The sequence below is a fragment of the Xylanibacter rarus genome (genome assembly GCF_001275135.1).
GTDB lineage: Bacteria > Bacteroidota > Bacteroidia > Bacteroidales > Bacteroidaceae > Prevotella > Prevotella rara.
The window spans coordinates 1-17,305 of the sequence record NZ_LFQU01000007.1 but is presented as its reverse complement, the minus strand read 5'-3'; the positions used below and the strand labels follow the sequence as shown (position 1 = coordinate 17,305).

Here is a 17,305-nt window from a genome sequence, read left to right as displayed (position 1 = left end):
TCTATTTAAAAATAAAATTAAGAATTCCTGTCATTACTGCCGCACGTTTCTTTTCTGACGTTATACACTCGAAGGGGAAACCCATTGTAAAAGAGCGACGCTCCTTACCGTCATAAGCTACACATATTGAATTTCCTGTTCCATCTGTTAATGCACAAAAAGCCGGACTAACGGGGCTCAACACATCAATATAAGGAGAAGCATAATGTACATCATTGTACATACTAAAAATTTCAAATGAGGTATTCATTCCTTCTACCTTATTATTCGTCCGCATATCAATTATTCCGTTATGTGTAACGTGCAAAACATCATTTAAAAATTTCTGTTCTTTATTACTTTTCATGTCGCTTCCTATATAAGCTCCACTGACTATAAGATTTCCATTGTATTCCGTAAGTTTCTTTTGGAAAGAAGAAGAAAACGTCTTATAATAATTTAAAGAATAGCCATCATCCTTTTCCAATCCTAAAATGACATCAACGCAGTCATAATTGCCAAGCACAACCTTACCATTTTCAATTGAAGATTTTGAGCAACTTACAATATTATACTTATTTGATGCCATAATAGCCTTAGCATGTTCTGGTATGTAGTTAAACTCATTACCTTTTATTATAAATCCTTCAAGTTCACTTCCGCTGTAACCGAGTCCACCCGGCCCCTCAATTCCTAGCTTTGTCTTGTCAAAACATATCTGACTACCGCAAAGACCTAAAGTTTTACCTTCAGTTACCCCTAAATCTTTATTCAAGTCAAAACCCTGCTGAGATTCCTCATCAATTACAGCCGGTGCAGAAAGACGCTGAAATCCATTAACAATAAGAACGTCTTTTGCGGCATTAGAATGATATACAGCAGATATAACTTCAGAAGTAAAACTTTCACCGCCATCATTCGCTGCAGAAACTTTGAAATTATACAACAAACCAGGCTGCAACTTTATTTTACATGCTGTACCTGTTATCTTAATGCCATTATCAAACCCGGCGTTGCCTGCGGATGTATAAAGTATATATGAACTTGGCACAGCCGTTGGTTCTGTCTTATCAATCTGAGCATCCCATTTCAACAGGATCGTATCGTTTGCATAAAATTCAGCCCTAAAGTCAACAGGAGTCAAAGGCGTAACAACATAAGGCTTTTTATGCATTTCAGAAGAAAAGCGTAATATAGACTTATATATACTACGGGCTAACGTAAATCTAAAATTGGGGTCCTGGCCATAAATCATATCTGGGAAATTCTGATGCGACAGTGTTTCCAATATAGCTGATGTGACCTGCGGACACCGAGTCTCAGCATAATTTTTATCATATACTTCACGTTTCGTCCATTTTTTATATTGAGACTTAATATCTTTATTCACACCATCAAGCAACATTCCTGCAAACTTTTTAGAATTTGAGCGTGAAAGTCCTGAATAAAAAATACCGTCATTAGGGAATGTCGTACTAATAGCCAACGTACCTATTATAGACGAATAATCATTAGCAACTCCTGCATCACTATGTATTGCCAAAGACAATTCTATAGGGACATTCAATCCATTCATTGTTGGAGCGAAACAAGAACCTCCCGCAAGCCAATTTGCCATGAACGGCCTGGTGTATATATCTTCCTTATAGTCGTCTTCACCATTTTTCGACCGGTATACACTGTCTGGAGCACCAGCCCACTGAGCATAGTAACGAGCCCCTTCAAGGCATCTGGGCAAACCGCTTATAATGTTATTTCGCTTAACATTACCCATACCTCCGCCAAACCTAACCGCGTCGGCTGTTACAAATCCATTATACGCACTCTCATTCGTCAGAACAACACGATTACCGGAATTACATCCTGAATCAAAATCGAATGTGCCAAGATAAACCCATGTGCCTCCTCCCATCTGCTGATTAACATAAAAGACAGTCTTACGTCCTTGATGATACACTATATACTGAGCATCCGGGATGCTTTTCTTATGTGTGGGATAACTGACATAAACAGCATATTGACCTCTTTCCGGGAAATTCGGCTGGTATGATATCTCACAATTCCTCACGGCAGAAGCCTTAGCCGCCCTGGTTGTTCCTTTTTCAAAAGGATTTTCGCCATCATCATAATACTTTTCTGTATTGGCAAAGCCCTTTATTCCCGCATCTTTCCATTCTGTGCCGACATTTATCTCTGTATAATAAGGCAAAAGCGTCTTATTATCATTATCAATAATTATCTCGTTCTTTTGCCAGTCACGTTCGCGTGGTGTAAAGACCACAGCCCCTGCCTTCTCAAGCATGGGAATTAAATACGGCACGACTATTGTTTGTGTGTACAGATCCTCATTCGTGCAGAATAGGTTTGGCCTCTGCCATTGCCACCTATTTTTATTCTTATTATAATATCTGCCATGGCTGGCATAAACAGAGAGATGTCGATTTTGCAGTCCCTTCGTTATACTTATCGGTCTCGAACCATTATAAACCCATGGTATTCCCTTGTACTCGATATCCTCCTTTATTTCTCTTTTCTTTTCTGAAGTCTCCTTTTTGTCCTTCTTGCCTTGTGAAGACACTATTTTACGATGTGTCCCGCATGAGACAAGGAGTATACTAAATAAGAACAAAAAAAATTTCTTTTGCATAAATCAGTCTCCAGTAGTAAACAAATCCGGATGTAATCCTGAATATTCCTTGAAATAGTCTTTTATTATTTTCATATCCACATCAATATCCCCTGACGGAACAAGACTTTTATTACATTGAATGAGATGTCTTTTGTAGTCCAATCCATATAAAAGTATTGGTATACCTGCCTTCAAAGCAATATAATAAAAACCTTTTTTCCAATTAGGATTGCGAGATCTCGTTCCTTCCGGCGTTATACAAAGATAGAATGTGTCTCTAGACTTTGCGGCGTCAGCCAACTGGTCGGTCATCTTTGTATGCTTAGACCTACTGACCGGTATACCTCCTATTTTCTTAAAGAAAAACCCGAGAGGCCATACGAACCATTCCTTTTTCATCATGAAATTAATTCTCAGGCCTTCGGCTCTCATGTATAGCTGTCCTATTACAAAGTCCCAATTACTGGTATGAGGCGCCAGACAGATAATATACTTATCCGGATGAGACACGGTAACATCTTTCTTCCAACCACCTTTTTTATACAAAAGCCACTTGCAAAGTGTTTGCAGCATGACGTGAATAAATTATTTAGATGTTAACTATATGATCAACAATTTCGCAAATCTGAGCATTAAATTTGTCCTTTAGATCTTTATAATATGATTTTTTTGACATTCCTGGTTCCGGATGCGAAACTCTTCTAATAGAATTGTCGTGTACTATTAAGATTGACGACAATATCGCCTTAACGTCTTCCGTATCCTTCTTACCACTATATAATGATGCTGCCATACACTCAGAAAAAACATCACTACAGATATAATTAATCATTTTTTTTAAATTTCTTTTGCTTGCCATATTATTCTTATTTTTTATGTTTATCTAAAACTTTACACAACAAATGTAATAAATAAATTAATAATCACAAGCCGTTTAATGAAAAAAAACATTATTTTATTCAAAATATTTTATTTATTTTTCTATATTGACAAAAATTCGTAAATTTGCACAGGTCTAAAAGCTATATTTATAACTAACTATATTAATTTAATTTTGGTATTATGGAAAAAAGTGCATTACAGAAAGCCAGAATTGACTACGCACCAAAATTGCCGACATCACTTCAAGGTTCTGTAAAAGTAAAAGAGGGTGCTCCAACACAAAGTGTGGACGATCAGGAAGACATCAAAAAATTATTCCCCAACACTTACGGTATGCCGGTTGTGGAATTTGAACCCAGCAACGAGACACAGACTTGCGAAATGAATGTGGGCGTTATTCTTAGTGGAGGTCAGGCTCCCGGCGGACACAACGTCATAACAGGTCTGTTTGACACTATCAAGCGTCTCAACCCCAACAACAAGCTGTACGGATTCATCCTCGGCCCTGGCGGATTGGTTGACCACAAGTATATTGAAATCACAGAAGACTATATCAACGATTATCGCAACACTGGCGGTTTCGATATGATTGGTTCAGGCCGCACCAAGCTTGAAAAGATTGAGCAATTTGAAAAAGGTCTTGAAATTGTACGCGAACTCAACATTAAAGCTCTTGTTATAATTGGCGGTGACGACTCTAACACAAATGCATGTGTCCTTGCCGAATATTATGCAGCAAAGAAATATGGCGTACAGGTTATAGGATGCCCCAAGACCATTGACGGTGACTTGAAGAATGACCAGATTGAAACATCATTCGGTTTTGACACCGCAACAAAGACTTACTCTGAACTTATCGGAAATATCGAGCGCGACTGTAATTCGTCTAAGAAATATTGGCACTTCATTAAACTGATGGGACGTTCTGCCAGCCACATTGCACTGGAATGCGCCCTGCAGTGCCAGCCTAACATCTGTATCATCTCTGAAGAGGTTAAGGCTAAGAACATGACTCTTAACCAAATTGTTGAGAACATCTGTAATGTAATAGCCTACCGTGCAGAGCAAGGCCTCAACTTCGGAGTTATCCTCATACCTGAAGGTCTTATCGAATTTATTCCTTCAATCGGAAAACTTATCGAAGAGCTGAACGACCTCTTGGCTGCTCACGGCAATGACTACAAAGGACTCGACGAAGAAGCACAGCGCGAATACATACTCGCTCACCTGAGCGAAGAGAACAAGCAGACATTTGCCACACTGCCTGCTAACGTTGCCCGCCAGCTTTCACTCGACCGTGATCCTCACGGAAACGTTCAAGTTTCTCTCATAGAAACAGAAAGACTTCTTTCTGACATGTGCGACGCAAAACTTGAGCAGTGGAAAGAAGAAGGTAAATACAAGGGCAAATTCGCATGTCTGCACCACTTCTTCGGATACGAGGGACGTTGCGCAGCTCCTTCTAACTATGACACAAATTACTGCTATGCACTCGGAACAAGCGCTGCTCAGCTGATTGCAAACGGAAAGACAGGATACATGGCTATAATCAAGAACACAACAAAGCCCACAAACGAGTGGAGAGCCGGAGGTGTGCCAATCACCATGATGATGAACATGGAGCGCAGAAATGGCGAGATGAAGCCTGTAATCCGCAAAGCTCTCGTTGAACTTGACGGCAAACCGTTCAAGGCATTCGAGAAGATACGTGACAAATGGGCACGCGAGACAAGCTTCATATACCCTGGTCCTATCCAGTATTGGGGGCCTTCTGAAGTTTGCGACTGCACAACAAAGACTCTTGAGTTAGAACAAGAATAATATTACAATAATACGAAAAAGATGTGTAAAGGTCGGTTTTGCCTGTAAATGCTGACAAGGCATGGCCTTTACACATTCTTTTTATTTTTAGATGATGACTGGTACAAGAAACAAAAACACCTACAATCGGCACACTACATCAACTAACAGATGTGGCAAAAAAAGGCGTTCTCATACCAGGGCATCATTTTTTCACAGATATCCCAGATGGGCATGGTGGCTGGGCGGACTTGGCGTCGTAGCATTATACGTATGTTTTTTCTATTACTTTTTCGTCGGCCCCTTCGGGTTCAGATGGAGAGCCATATACGGTGATGCGAAATATCCCGAGGGGTACGAAATCAGAGGTATTGACATCAGCCATTATCAGGGAGACATTGACTGGGAACTTTTGCAGAATGCAATGATTGAGAAGTGCCCGATACGATTTATATTGATAAAAGCAACAGAAGGCACAGACCGCATTGACCCGAAATTCAAAGAAAACTTCAGACAGGCCAAAGAATATGGCTTCATACGCGGAGCATATCATTTTTGGAGCAACAAGTCTTCAGCACGCTCACAGGCATATTTCTTTTTAAACAATGTATATCTGCAAGACGGAGACCTTCCTCCCGTATTAGACATTGAACACAAGCCAAAGGATGTAAGCCTTGAGGATTTTCAGCGCGATGTACTTACATGGCTTCACATTGTTGAAGACAAATACCATGTCAAGCCGATTATTTACACATATTATAAATTTAAGACGACATATCTCAATGAACCGGTATTCAACGACTACCCTTACTGGATTGCGCATTATTATGTCGACAAAATTGAATATACGGGCGAATGGAAATTTTGGCAGCATACTGACGCCGGACGTCTGCCGGGCATAAAAGGATATGTTGATTTCAATATTTATAACGGAAGTTACTACGACTTGCGCAAACTGACCATTGGATACGAACAAGATTAAACAGAAATCTTATATTAAGATTTAGCTGAATTGCTGTTCAATTTTGAACATATTGGCATTTGATTTTTCATATGCCCAGCAGGCTATGTCAAAAAAGCTTATACCGAGACGGCCGGAAAAGAATAAATAAACTTGTATAATTAGAACAATATGCATTATAATGAAAATGATTTTACTTAAATATACAAGTCATCATGCGCACCTGCAAGCCATAATATTAGATATAAAACGTAGCTGTCTAAATAAAGGACGACAAAGAAATAATGTCAATAAATATTACTAATTTATGTTCAAAGTTTTCTCTAAAATAGAATTTAATCATTATAAAAATGAGAGAAATTTTAGCACAAACCTGCCTAAATCCATGCATTTATTGACAAATAAGCCTGAAAATATCATCGAAACAGGCACTTTAACGCGACAAAATCTATGCAATTAATAAGCAAAACCTATGCTTTTCACCTTTAAAACCATAGGTTTGGCTCAAAAAAATCATAACATTCTGGCTATCGGAGAATACGTTTACTGCAACATAACAGCATAAGGCACTGACAGACAATGCATTGCATTTTACGTGTCATTTTATTCTTTTTCTGAAGGCAAACACAAAAAATTCGGAACATGGCAAGTCTGAATGCGTCAAAATCAAAAAGTTTTCTAAATAACGTTCATAAAAGCGCCCTACCCGTCAACGTATTACTATTGTCTTAAACCAGTCTTTCAGGACACCTCCATAATTGTCCTGCGAATCACTGACGAGAATAAGCGTCCTGCTGCCATCAGCCAACTTAGGACCTAAACACATTCCTTCATAATTAGCAACTGACCAGTCTAAGAGAGAAAGGCGGGTAACGAAGGAATATACCAGCCGTTTGTTCAGAAACTTTGTATCAGCCCCAATCGCTTCGCCCGAGGACAATGGTTCTGCATCTTCAGGAACAATCTCATATAATTTACATTGAGCAAAAGCCCCAATCTTTAGCATTGGAACAAAAAATTCACGCTCAAGTACCAACAGGCGTCCGTCACCAAGTGCAGTCAATTCACTTACTCCCATTGCATAATTGCTCGATTTTTTATTTGCCATAGGTTCATCCATGCGATAAGCGTACTGCTTCACCGGCTGAAGTTTTTCATCAAACGCCTGAAGTCTCAACACGTTACGTACCTTATTCAGCGAAGTGGCACACTCACCGTCACCATTCATTGTGCTCTCATTTATGGTCCAAAACAAGTGTGCCTCCTCATCATACACCAATGACTCAAAGCCATAATTGCCTACACATTTTTTATAATCATCCGGAATATTCAGACTGCGGCCTGTAGCCTTGCCGTCAGCCGTATATTCACCAATAACATTATCAGACTCTCTGCTAATGAAAAACGTTCCCGTTGAAGGAACATACGCAATAGCCTCACAGTCAGCATTACTTAAAGAGTCGCCTTTGAAGCCCAAATTCGTAACATCCTTAATTTCTCCCGATACAGAATCAACATCTATTCGAAATACAAAGAATCCGTCTGTTGCAGACTTATCCGAAACGACAGCATATTCATTGCCGCCCACAGGTGTTATTCCGCTGTAATTTCCGGCAGGAACCTTTATCGGAAAAGCTTTCTGCCCACAGTCTTTAACAAACTCTGTCTGAGCCCAAAACAAAGTCGGACACAAAGTCATCAGTATTACTGAAATCAATCTTCTACTAATCATCTTTAATCTTAATTATATTTACCACACGGCACAATGCCAATTAGTCAATCAATTCAAGAAGACTATAATCAAGTGCAAATGTAACAAGAAAAATTCTTTAAGTTGACAAAATGCTATATTAAAATCTTGTATAAAAGCACTATAAATAAAATGAAACTTTAAAATAATTCTTTGTTATGACAATTTTTTTATATAACTTTGCGCCTCAAATAGTAAACTATATAACAGAATCAATATGGCCAAAAAATTTGCCGAGCACAACGGTCTGAATCTGACAGAAACGAACAAGGTTGTGCTTGATAGTTGGAACAAGAATAACGTATTTCAAAAATCTATAACAGAGCGTGAGGGATGTCCACAATTTGTATTCTTTGAAGGTCCCCCTTCGGCAAACGGACATCCGGGTATACATCATGTCCTTGCACGTACGATAAAGGACACTTTCAATCGCTATAAGACCATGAAAGGATTTCAGGTTCACCGCAAGGCCGGATGGGACACCCACGGACTTCCAGTAGAGCTTGGAGTTGAAAAAGAACTTGGCATAACCAAAGCAGACATTGACAACAAGGAATCTGAGAAATACATCTCTGTTGAAGATTACAACAAGAAATGCCGTGAGAACGTCATGAAGTTCACGGCAGAATGGAGAGAACTTACAGAGAAGATGGGTTATTGGGTTGACCTTGACAATCCTTATATCACATACGACAACAAATATATAGAAACTCTTTGGTGGCTTCTGAAACAGCTTTATGACAAAGACCTTCTATATAAGGGATACACCATTCAGCCTTATTCACCGGCTGCGGGCACCGGTCTGTCAAGTCACGAGCTCAATCAGCCAGGATGCTACCGCGATGTTAAGGACACCACAGTAACAGCTCAGTTTGCTATCATTGACCCGAAGCCTGAAATGACAGAATGGGGTAAGCCGTATTTCTTGGCATGGACTACTACTCCATGGACACTTGCCGCAAACTCAGCATTGTGCGTAGGCCCAAATATCGACTACGTTGCCGTACAGACATACAACGGATACACAGGTGAACCGGAAACAGTTGTATTGGCAGAGGTTCTTGTTCCTTCATACTTCAATACAAAGAACGAGAACAACGATTTGGCAAGCTACAAAAAAGGTGACAAAGTTATACCTTATAAAATAGTTGCCCATTACAAAGGTTCTGATCTCGTCGGCATGAAATACGAACAGCTTCTGCCCATGATCAAGCCTATGACTGATGGTGCATTCCGTGTAATCCCTGGTGACTACGTAACAACTGAGGACGGTACAGGTATCGTTCATATTGCTCCTAACTTTGGTGCCGACGATGCTAATGTAGCTAAAAAAGCCGGTGTGCCGCCAATAGTGCTAATAACAAAGAAAGGCGAACACCGCCCTATCGTAGACCTCGAAGGCAAATACTACGTTATTGACGACTTAGACACTGACTTCGTTGAGAAATTTGTCAATAAGGATGCATGGAGCAAATACGCCGGAAGATACGTAAAGAATGCTTATGACGAGAATCTTACAGATAAAGACGAGACTCTCGACATATCTATCTGTATGGACTTAAAGGCTGCAAACAAGGCGTTTAAGATAGAAAAGCACGTACACAGCTATCCGCATTGCTGGCGTACAGACAAACCCGTGCTGTATTATCCTCTTGACAGCTGGTTCATACGTTCAACTGCATGCAAGGAGAGCATGGTTGAAAAGAACAAAACTATCAACTGGAAACCCGAAAGCACCGGTACAGGACGTTTCGGCAACTGGCTTGAGAACCTTAACGACTGGAACCTGAGCCGCAGCCGTTTCTGGGGTACTCCGCTCCCAATATGGCGCGATGAAGACGGAAACGAGATATGCATAGGCTCATTGCAGGAGCTTTATGACGAAATAGAAAAGAGCGTTGCAGCTGGATTCATGGCAACCAACCCGTTAAAGGACAAAGGTTTTGTGCCCGGTGATTATTCACAGGACAACTATGACAAGATAGACATGCACAGGCCTTATGTCGACAACATTATACTTTGCAGTAAGACCAACAAGCCTATGAAGCGCGAAACCGACCTTATAGACGTTTGGTTTGACTCAGGAAGTATGCCTTATGCACAGATTCACTATCCGTTTGAAAACGCAGACATGATAGACAAGAATCTGGCATTCCCTGCCGACTTTATCAATGAAGGTGTAGACCAGACACGTGGATGGTTCTTCACTCTGCACGCAATAGCTACTATGGTGTTTGACAACGTTGCATTTAAGAACGTTATCTCAAGCGGTCTTGTGCTTGACGCTAAGGGCAACAAGATGAGTAAGCGTCTCGGTAATGCTGTTGACCCATTTGAAACACTCGAGAAATATGGCACTGATGCAGTACGTTTCTATATGCTGACCAATTCAGCTCCATGGGACAACCTTAAGTTCGATCCCAATGGCGTAGACGAAGTGCGCAGAAAGTTCTTCGGAACATTATATAACACATATTCATTCTTCAGCCTGTATGCCAACGTTGACGGCTTCGACTATTCACAGGCAGAAATTCCGGTTGCAGAACGTCCGGAGATAGACCGTTGGATATTGTCTGAACTCAACTCTCTCATAAAAGGCGTTGACGCCTCATTGGCTGACTATGAGCCGACAAAGGCAGGCCGTATGATTGACGAGTTCGTAAATGATGATTTGAGCAACTGGTACGTTCGTCTTAACCGCAAACGTTTCTGGGGCAAGGAGATGGACAGCGACAAGCTGTCTGCTTACCAGACATTATATACCTGTCTGGAAACAATAGCCAAGCTTCTGGCACCATTCTCACCCTTCTACTCAGACCAGCTGTTTAAAGATCTTGAGAATGCTACCGGACGCGATAAAGCCGAGTCAGTACATCTTACAGACTTCCCTGTTGCTGACGAAAGTCTTATTGACAAAGACCTCGAGGCTAGAATGGAGATGGCACAAAAGATAACCTCTATGGTTTTGGCTCTCCGTCGTAAAGTCAACATAAAGGTTCGCCAGCCGTTACAGTCAGTAATGATACCTGCAACAGATGAAAGTCAGAGAAGACACATCGAGGCAATTAAAGACCTTGTAATCAATGAGGTAAACGTAAAAGAGCTCAAGTTTGTAGAAAGCTCAGACGTTCTGGTCAAGAAAGTTAAGTGCAACTTCCGTACAATGGGAAAGAAGTTCGGTAAGCTCATGAAAGGCATTGCTGCCCAAATGGGAAATCTGAGCCAGGAAGAAATTTTATCTCTTGAGAAAGAAGGAAAAATAACCTTAAATGTCGACGAGCAGGAGGTTGTTGTTGAAGCTACTGACGTTGAGATTATAAGTGAGGACATTCCGGGATGGCTTGTCGCAAACGAAGGCAACCTCACTGTAGCTCTTGAAATAGAACTTAACGAAGAGCTTAAGAACGAGGGTATGGCCCGCGAACTGATCAACCGCATTCAGAACTTGCGCAAAGACTGCGGTTTGGAGATAACTGACAGAATTAACGTCACTATTGCTCCAAACGCCCAAATCGAGACAGCAGTCAAAGCTTTTGCCGACTACATCAAGGGACAAGTACTGGCCGATTCAATAACATTGGCTGATAATGACGGTGTGAACACTAACTTCGATGACTTTGACGCAAACATCAAGGTTGAGAAAGTTTAACCTCAAATATTAACTTTAAAATTTATATATTATGGCAGAAAAGACACGTTATAGCGATGAAGAGCTCGAAGAGTTCAGAAGCATAATTAACGATAAGCTCAAATTGGCACGCCGCGACTACAGCAAAATGATGAAAACGCTGATGAATGCCGATGGTAATGACGTTGAGGACACATCTCCTACTTACAAGATATTGGAAGAAGGAAGTGCCACACAGACCAAGGAAGAGCTTATTCAGCAAGCCAGTCGCCTGCAGAAGTTCATCCAGGGACTTGAAGCAGCACTGATAAGGATAGAAAATAAAACGTATGGCATAGACCGTATAACAGGCGAGCTTATACCGAAAGAACGCCTGCGTGCCGTTCCTCATGCGACGTTAAGCGTTGCATCAAAGAATGCCAGAAATCACTAAATGAAAAGTATTAGTACACATAAGAGAAAAGGGCTGATATCCATATTTGCAGTTATTATACTTCTCGTTATTGACCAAATAATCAAAATTGAGGTCAAAACCAGTATGTGCCTGCATGAAAGCATCAGGATTACTGATTGGTTTTATATAAGCTTTATCGAAAACAACGGTATGGCTTATGGGATGACTATAATAAACAAATTGGTTCTCAGCCTTTTTCGTATTGTAGCAATTAGCGTATTGGGCGTCTACATCTACAGGCAAATAAAAAAGAATGTCAGGACATTTTATCTTGCCTGCTTGGTATTGGTGCTTGCCGGTGCCATAGGCAATCTTATCGACTGCATGTTTTATGGGCTGATATTCAACGCCTCGTCACCCTATTATGTATCATACATGGTACCGTTTGGCCATGGCTATGCTCCATTCCTTATGGGTAAGGTGGTTGATATGTTCTATTTCCCCCTGATAGTAACGACATGGCCCGAATGGGTTCCATTTTGGGGTGGAGACGAATTTATCTTTTTCAGTCCTGTCTTTAACTTTGCAGACGCCTGCATCAGCGTTGGCGTAATTCTGCTTCTGCTGTTTTGCCGTACAGAACTCTCACAAATATCATTTAGCCGAAAATGAAAATCAATACAAGTTTCCTGCTGATATCTCTCTTGCTGATAATTTTTTCATGCAAGCCTCAAGTACCTGGGAAATACCTTCAGCCAGACGAGTTCGAGGATATATTGTATGATTACCATTTAGCGGATGCAATGGTCAACAATGACGGTTCAGACGAGAAAAAGTATGAAGTGACATTATACCGTCAGGCTGTATTAAAGAAATACGGAATAACTCAGGCCGAGTTCGATTCTTCGCTTGTCTATTATGTACGGCATGCTGACAGACTGCACAAAATATACGAAAATCTGTCAAAGCGCCTAAGCGATGAAGCCCTGGCACTAGGAGCGTCAGCTAACGACATCAGCAAATATGGAGACCTGACATCTGTAAAAGACACATCTAACATGTGGAGAGGTGTGTCGTCGTGCGTTCTGATGCCTAACGCTCCGTACAACACTATGTCGTTCGAGATTACGGCAGACAGCACGTATCATGAAGGAGACAAGCTCATTTTCAGCTTCAACAGCAACTTTATCTTCAAAGAAGGTGTCAGAGACGGAGTTGCCATGCTTGCCGTACAGTTCAAGAACGACAGCATAGCAAGCAGCGTTATTCATCTGTCATCAAACAACAATTACAGCATCAACATTGCTGATACTGAGAATAACGGAATTAAAGCCATAAGGGGATTTGTGTATCTGAACAAATCTTTATCTGATCAGAACAAAAATGCCCTTAACCTATTGGCTATAGACAGAATAAGACTCATACGCATGCGCAACAACGGACGCACTAAACCGCAAAGCACAAGCAACAATAGCGTAACAGACAGAGACACTCTAAAAAGAGTAAATGGAACTAATACGGTAAAACGCGCCGACTCTGTAAGCAAGCCGAAACAGCCGGCCAATCAACCGGCAATCCCTGTACGCTCAATTTCCAACGAGCCTGTGCAAATGAGACGCATTGCACCTACACCGCAAAAGCTTAAAGCACAATAGTTGTAGAACAAAACAATTTACATCCTTACATATATGCCAAGGCGAATAGCAGCAAACAGAATTATATTCGGCAGCAAGGAATTTATACAATATGCCATCGAGATTGAAGGCTGCATTGTAAAAGACTATTACCCGCTCACAGAAGAGCTGCCGTTTACCGAATGGCTCGGAGGCACAATAACATTGTCTAACGACGCTGAAGGATGTATAAGGGCGTACAAGGACGGAAAACTGCTGACACAAGACTGCTACTGAACCGTAAATGAAATATATTTATTGCAGACTATATGATTTGACTAGCTTTATCACTTGCAGACAAATGATCATTGGCATCATTTGCCACACAAATTCTTATAAAACCATTATCTCTCATTCCCAAGGATTTACAGATATCATGAAACCATTCTGATAACAGCAGATATCAGTAAATCATACTTTCAGCCATAGATATCCTCACACTGTATTTAACCCCAATCAGTCATTGGTCCGCATGCTGCCTGATAACTGTTTTCGGCAAAAAAACATGCAAAGGCAAGCCTTTGCCGTATAATTACGGCTTAGCATTGCTTCACTTCTACTGCATCAGATATGAAACCGATGGCGTTTCTTTGCCTTACGTGGAGTCATCGGACTGAATGACGGAGTCGAAGATCCTCCACTCCACCCCTTGACAGAGGCTCCTCCATAAGGCACTCCTCTATATTGTGCATAACGTTGGCGGATGCGGTCGACATAATCAACCGTCTCCGAGCCTCGCATATATCCATGCTTCACCACAGGGTCGTTATAATACTGTGGCTGCTCGAGGGCCAGAATATAATACGCCACGTCGCGCCATCTGTGAGGACTCTTCCCGTTCTTGCGTGCAAGAGCCATAGCATCCTGAACATGGAAATATCCGCCGTTATATGAAGCCAGTACAAACAGCTGCCGCTCTGCTGCGCTCGGGATATTTCTGAAATATCCGTTTAGCTCGCTTATATAGCGCGCTGCCGCACTTATGTTTTTCTCCGGATCATGAATATCCGACATTGCCAGTCCGAGATGCGAAGCCGTACCGGGCATTATCTGCATCAGTCCGCGGGCACCGGCCCACGACCTGGCCTGAGGATCGAAGCACGACTCCTGATAACACTGTGCAGCCATAAGGCGCCAGTCCCATCTTGCAACAGGAGCATATTTCTTGAACAACGGGTCATAATGAGATATCACGCCGCCGGCCCTGTTAAGGAAGGGGGCATATACATGTCGCTTTACGCTTTTTGACGACAGCAGATAGCTTTCTTCCTTCTTTATGTCGGCAAGCATGTTCGGCTTGTACCAGCTGTTCAGACTGTCTGCCAGCTCCTTGTTTCCCGTGTCTACCGCCCACTGAACACCGAGAGAGTCAACACCGGCGCCACAGGCAATAAGCCTGTTTTTCTGTGCCAGCTTCTTAGGCAATGGAAAAGCTATAAGGTCTGCGTCGCCAGCAAGCAGACGCTTAACCATCTCTGCCGTATCCTTACACACCTCAACTCTCAGCGACACTCCAAGCTTTTGTGCAAACTTCTCACACAAAAGATATTGCGCGCCCATACCTCTGCCACGATAATCATAGTATGTCTCCGGACCGGTCAGCGTCAGTGCTATAAGTTCACCGTTGCCGACAATGTCGCTTACTGTAAAGTTGTCATTAGGCAATATTGTGTCTGTCTGCACCTCGCCCCATGGCGTAACAAGGGGTTCTTTCTTCTTTTCTGCGCACGATAGCATCACCGCCACAAGCAAGGCTGTCAGTAATAATCTTAACGGTTGGTACATATTTTCATAATAAAAACGCAGATAAAATTCAATCTGCAGCAAATCGGATACAAAAGTACAACGATTTTTGCAGATATGCTTAAAAAGAAGTAATTTTGCCATGTATTTTTAATTAATTTATAAATTATATTGTGAGTTGCAGCATTGTCTAAAGCCGCCTGTTTGACGATACTATAAATCTGCCTGACCTATCAGACATCAGGATAAGCTCAAACAAACGCACACATGATGCCATCACAATAATAATAAAGAACATAAGACAAAATTAGCCATGAAGCCATTAAAAGAATTAACTCGGCCAAATATATGGAACCTGAAACCTTACAGCAGCGCACACAACGAATGCGGCGCAACAGCAGCAAAGGTGTTTCTCGATGCCAACGAGAATCCATATAACTCGCCTTACAACAGATATCCCGATCCGCAGCAGTCCGAAGTCAAAGCCCGACTGTCTAAAATAAAAGGCGTAAGGCCCGAGCAGATTTTTCTCGGCAACGGCTCCGACGAGGCCATCGACTTGCTCTATCGCTGCTTTACATGCCCTGGCAGAGACAACGTTGTGGCCATAGAACCTACATACGGCATGTATAAAGTCTGCGCCGACATCAACGATGTTGAATACCGCACGGTTGAGCTTGACCAAAATTATCAGACTACAGCCGACAGGCTGCTCCATGCATGCAGCGACACCACTAAGCTTATATGGATATGCTCGCCCAACAATCCTACCGGCAACAACATCATGCGCGATGAGGTTGTCAAAGTGATAAATGAGTTTCAGGGCATTGTAGTGGTCGACGAGGCTTACTCTGATTTCTCTTCAGAGCGGCCGCTGCGGCTCGATATTGCCAAGTATCCTAACCTTGTTGTGCTCAACACCTTCAGCAACGCATGGGGATGTGCGGCAATAAGGCTCGGCATGGCTTTTGCGCAAAAGGATATAATAGACATCTTCAACAAGGTGAAACATCCTTACAACATAAGCACACTGACGCAGAGGCAGGCCATTGAAGCACTTAAAGAGCCTTACGAGGTAGACAAATGGGTGAAGACCATACTGCTTGAAAGGGGCAGAATGATTGAGGCGTTCAGACTGCTGCCCTTCTGCGAACGGATATACCCTACTGATGCCAACTTCTTCCTTGCCAAGATGAACGATGCGCAGGCCATTTACGACTATCTTAAAAGCAATGGCGTGATTGTAAGAAACAGAGCCAACGTGCATCTTTGCAACAACTGCCTGCGCATAACCATAGGCAGCAAGAGCGAAAACAACGAACTGCTGTCGGCCCTGAGACAATACTGACCGGATACTCAGGCCTGATGTACGCGTCAATCAATATGCGACATCGCTTAAATGAACAATGTTTTTTATTAAATAGGCATAACAACTACAGATAATACGGACAGGCGTCAGGCTGCATTTAGCCGATGCCTGTCCGCTTTTATTTCACGAATAGATACATGGCCTCAGACGCCCTACAGCTTCCAACTCTTAAATCATCCTGCTTTTTTTATTCTTAAAGACGAATAACAATTTACCAATTTAATACGGATGCTTACGGAACTATTAATTTTTAAGTTTTCATTTTTAGTTGCGCTTTTGCGCCTTCTCTTCACTTCCGTCAGGCGTTTTTCATCTTTAATTTTAACTTTTAATTTTTAAGTTCTCATTTTTAGTTGCGCTTTTTGCGCCTTCTCTTCACTTCCGTCAGGCGTTTTTCATCTTTAATTTTTAACTTTTAATTTTTTAATTTCTCATTTTTAGTTGCGCTTTTTGCGCCTTCTCTTCACTTCCGTCAGGCGTTTTTCATCTTTAATTTT

Annotated in this window: 13 protein-coding genes; 8 read left to right on the top strand and 5 right to left on the bottom strand. The window is 41.7% G+C overall.

From position 1 onward, the window contains the following. Nucleotide 1: 1 nt before the first annotated feature. From ACU52_RS05175 to ACU52_RS05165, 3 genes are all read right to left on the bottom strand, one after another. Nucleotides 2–2,281, bottom strand: a complete 2,280-nt coding sequence (locus tag ACU52_RS05175) for a golvesin C-terminal-like domain-containing protein (RefSeq protein WP_204374657.1) — start codon at nt 2,279–2,281, stop codon at nt 2–4. Between the two features lie 348 nt (nt 2,282–2,629). Next, nucleotides 2,630–3,181 (bottom strand): 1-acyl-sn-glycerol-3-phosphate acyltransferase, encoded by a 552-nt coding sequence (locus ACU52_RS05170; RefSeq protein ID WP_021854966.1) that lies wholly within the window; start codon nt 3,179–3,181, stop codon nt 2,630–2,632. A gap of 16 nt (nt 3,182–3,197) precedes the next feature. Continuing rightward, complete coding sequence (locus ACU52_RS05165; RefSeq protein ID WP_021854967.1) at nt 3,198–3,467, bottom strand: hypothetical protein; 270 nt, start codon at nt 3,465–3,467, stop codon at nt 3,198–3,200. Between the two features lie 203 nt (nt 3,468–3,670). Between ACU52_RS05165 and ACU52_RS05160 the strand changes: the two genes are divergently transcribed. Both ACU52_RS05160 and ACU52_RS05155 read left to right on the top strand, forming a co-directional pair. Then, a complete protein-coding gene (locus tag ACU52_RS05160) occupies nt 3,671–5,311 on the top strand; it encodes a diphosphate--fructose-6-phosphate 1-phosphotransferase (RefSeq protein WP_053398009.1) in 1,641 nt (546 codons plus the stop codon). Nucleotides 5,312–5,405: 94 nt separating this feature from the next. Then, complete coding sequence (locus ACU52_RS05155) at nt 5,406–6,272, top strand: glycoside hydrolase family 25 protein (RefSeq protein ID WP_053398063.1); 867 nt, start codon at nt 5,406–5,408, stop codon at nt 6,270–6,272. Nucleotides 6,273–6,960: 688 nt separating this feature from the next. Here ACU52_RS05155 and ACU52_RS05150 read toward each other — a convergent pair. Beyond that, nucleotides 6,961–7,983 (bottom strand): esterase-like activity of phytase family protein, encoded by a 1,023-nt coding sequence (locus ACU52_RS05150; protein WP_082335175.1) that lies wholly within the window; start codon nt 7,981–7,983, stop codon nt 6,961–6,963. Between the two features lie 235 nt (nt 7,984–8,218). Here ACU52_RS05150 and ileS point away from each other — a divergent pair, with 235 nt between their 5' ends. The 5 genes from ileS to ACU52_RS05125 are packed head-to-tail and all read left to right on the top strand — an operon-like array spanning nt 8,219 to nt 13,933. Beyond that, nucleotides 8,219–11,650, top strand: coding sequence for an isoleucine--tRNA ligase (gene ileS, locus ACU52_RS05145; protein WP_053398008.1), 3,432 nt, complete (start codon nt 8,219–8,221; stop codon nt 11,648–11,650). A gap of 31 nt (nt 11,651–11,681) precedes the next feature. Next, on the top strand, nt 11,682–12,062 hold the full coding sequence (locus ACU52_RS05140) for a TraR/DksA family transcriptional regulator (RefSeq protein ID WP_021854975.1): 381 nt from the start codon (nt 11,682–11,684) through the stop codon (nt 12,060–12,062). Then, nucleotides 12,063–12,695 (top strand): lipoprotein signal peptidase, encoded by a 633-nt coding sequence (locus tag ACU52_RS05135; protein ID WP_053398007.1) that lies wholly within the window; start codon nt 12,063–12,065, stop codon nt 12,693–12,695. Then, nucleotides 12,692–13,678: a DUF4296 domain-containing protein gene (locus ACU52_RS05130; protein WP_053398006.1), complete on the top strand. Its 987-nt coding sequence runs from the start codon at nt 12,692–12,694 to the stop codon at nt 13,676–13,678. Before ACU52_RS05135 ends, ACU52_RS05130 begins: the two co-directional genes overlap by 4 nt. A gap of 33 nt (nt 13,679–13,711) precedes the next feature. After that, nucleotides 13,712–13,933: a hypothetical protein gene (locus tag ACU52_RS05125; RefSeq protein WP_053398005.1), complete on the top strand. Its 222-nt coding sequence runs from the start codon at nt 13,712–13,714 to the stop codon at nt 13,931–13,933. Between the two features lie 327 nt (nt 13,934–14,260). Here the strand turns inward: ACU52_RS05125 and ACU52_RS05120 are convergent, their stop codons facing one another. After that, entirely contained in the window at nt 14,261–15,481 is a 1,221-nt protein-coding gene (locus ACU52_RS05120) for an MltF family protein (protein WP_394330577.1), read from the bottom strand. Nucleotides 15,482–15,752: 271 nt separating this feature from the next. Between ACU52_RS05120 and hisC the strand changes: the two genes are divergently transcribed. Beyond that, the gene (hisC, locus tag ACU52_RS05115; RefSeq protein WP_021854980.1) at nt 15,753–16,787 is read left to right on the top strand and encodes a histidinol-phosphate transaminase; all 1,035 of its coding nucleotides are present in this window, start codon (nt 15,753–15,755) and stop codon (nt 16,785–16,787) included. Nucleotides 16,788–17,305 lie beyond the last annotated feature (518 nt).

What these genes read in the sequence shown, in the direction of transcription:
- ACU52_RS05135 (WP_053398007.1), top strand. Translation starts at nt 12,063, where the DNA reads ATGAAAAGTATTAGTACACATAAGAGAAAAGGGCTGATATCCATATTT.
- ACU52_RS05175 (WP_204374657.1), bottom strand. Translation starts at nt 2,281, where the DNA reads ATGCTTGAGAAGGCAGGGGCTGTGGTCTTTACACCACGCGAACGTGAC.
- ACU52_RS05160 (WP_053398009.1), top strand. Translation starts at nt 3,671, where the DNA reads ATGGAAAAAAGTGCATTACAGAAAGCCAGAATTGACTACGCACCAAAA.
- ACU52_RS05155 (WP_053398063.1), top strand. Translation starts at nt 5,406, where the DNA reads ATGACTGGTACAAGAAACAAAAACACCTACAATCGGCACACTACATCA.
- hisC (WP_021854980.1), top strand. Translation starts at nt 15,753, where the DNA reads ATGAAGCCATTAAAAGAATTAACTCGGCCAAATATATGGAACCTGAAA.
- ACU52_RS05150 (WP_082335175.1), bottom strand. Translation starts at nt 7,983, where the DNA reads ATGATTAGTAGAAGATTGATTTCAGTAATACTGATGACTTTGTGTCCG.
- ACU52_RS05120 (WP_394330577.1), bottom strand. Translation starts at nt 15,481, where the DNA reads ATGTACCAACCGTTAAGATTATTACTGACAGCCTTGCTTGTGGCGGTG.
- ACU52_RS05170 (WP_021854966.1), bottom strand. Translation starts at nt 3,181, where the DNA reads ATGCTGCAAACACTTTGCAAGTGGCTTTTGTATAAAAAAGGTGGTTGG.
- ACU52_RS05125 (WP_053398005.1), top strand. Translation starts at nt 13,712, where the DNA reads ATGCCAAGGCGAATAGCAGCAAACAGAATTATATTCGGCAGCAAGGAA.
- ileS (WP_053398008.1), top strand. Translation starts at nt 8,219, where the DNA reads ATGGCCAAAAAATTTGCCGAGCACAACGGTCTGAATCTGACAGAAACG.
- ACU52_RS05140 (WP_021854975.1), top strand. Translation starts at nt 11,682, where the DNA reads ATGGCAGAAAAGACACGTTATAGCGATGAAGAGCTCGAAGAGTTCAGA.
- ACU52_RS05165 (WP_021854967.1), bottom strand. Translation starts at nt 3,467, where the DNA reads ATGGCAAGCAAAAGAAATTTAAAAAAAATGATTAATTATATCTGTAGT.
- ACU52_RS05130 (WP_053398006.1), top strand. Translation starts at nt 12,692, where the DNA reads ATGAAAATCAATACAAGTTTCCTGCTGATATCTCTCTTGCTGATAATT.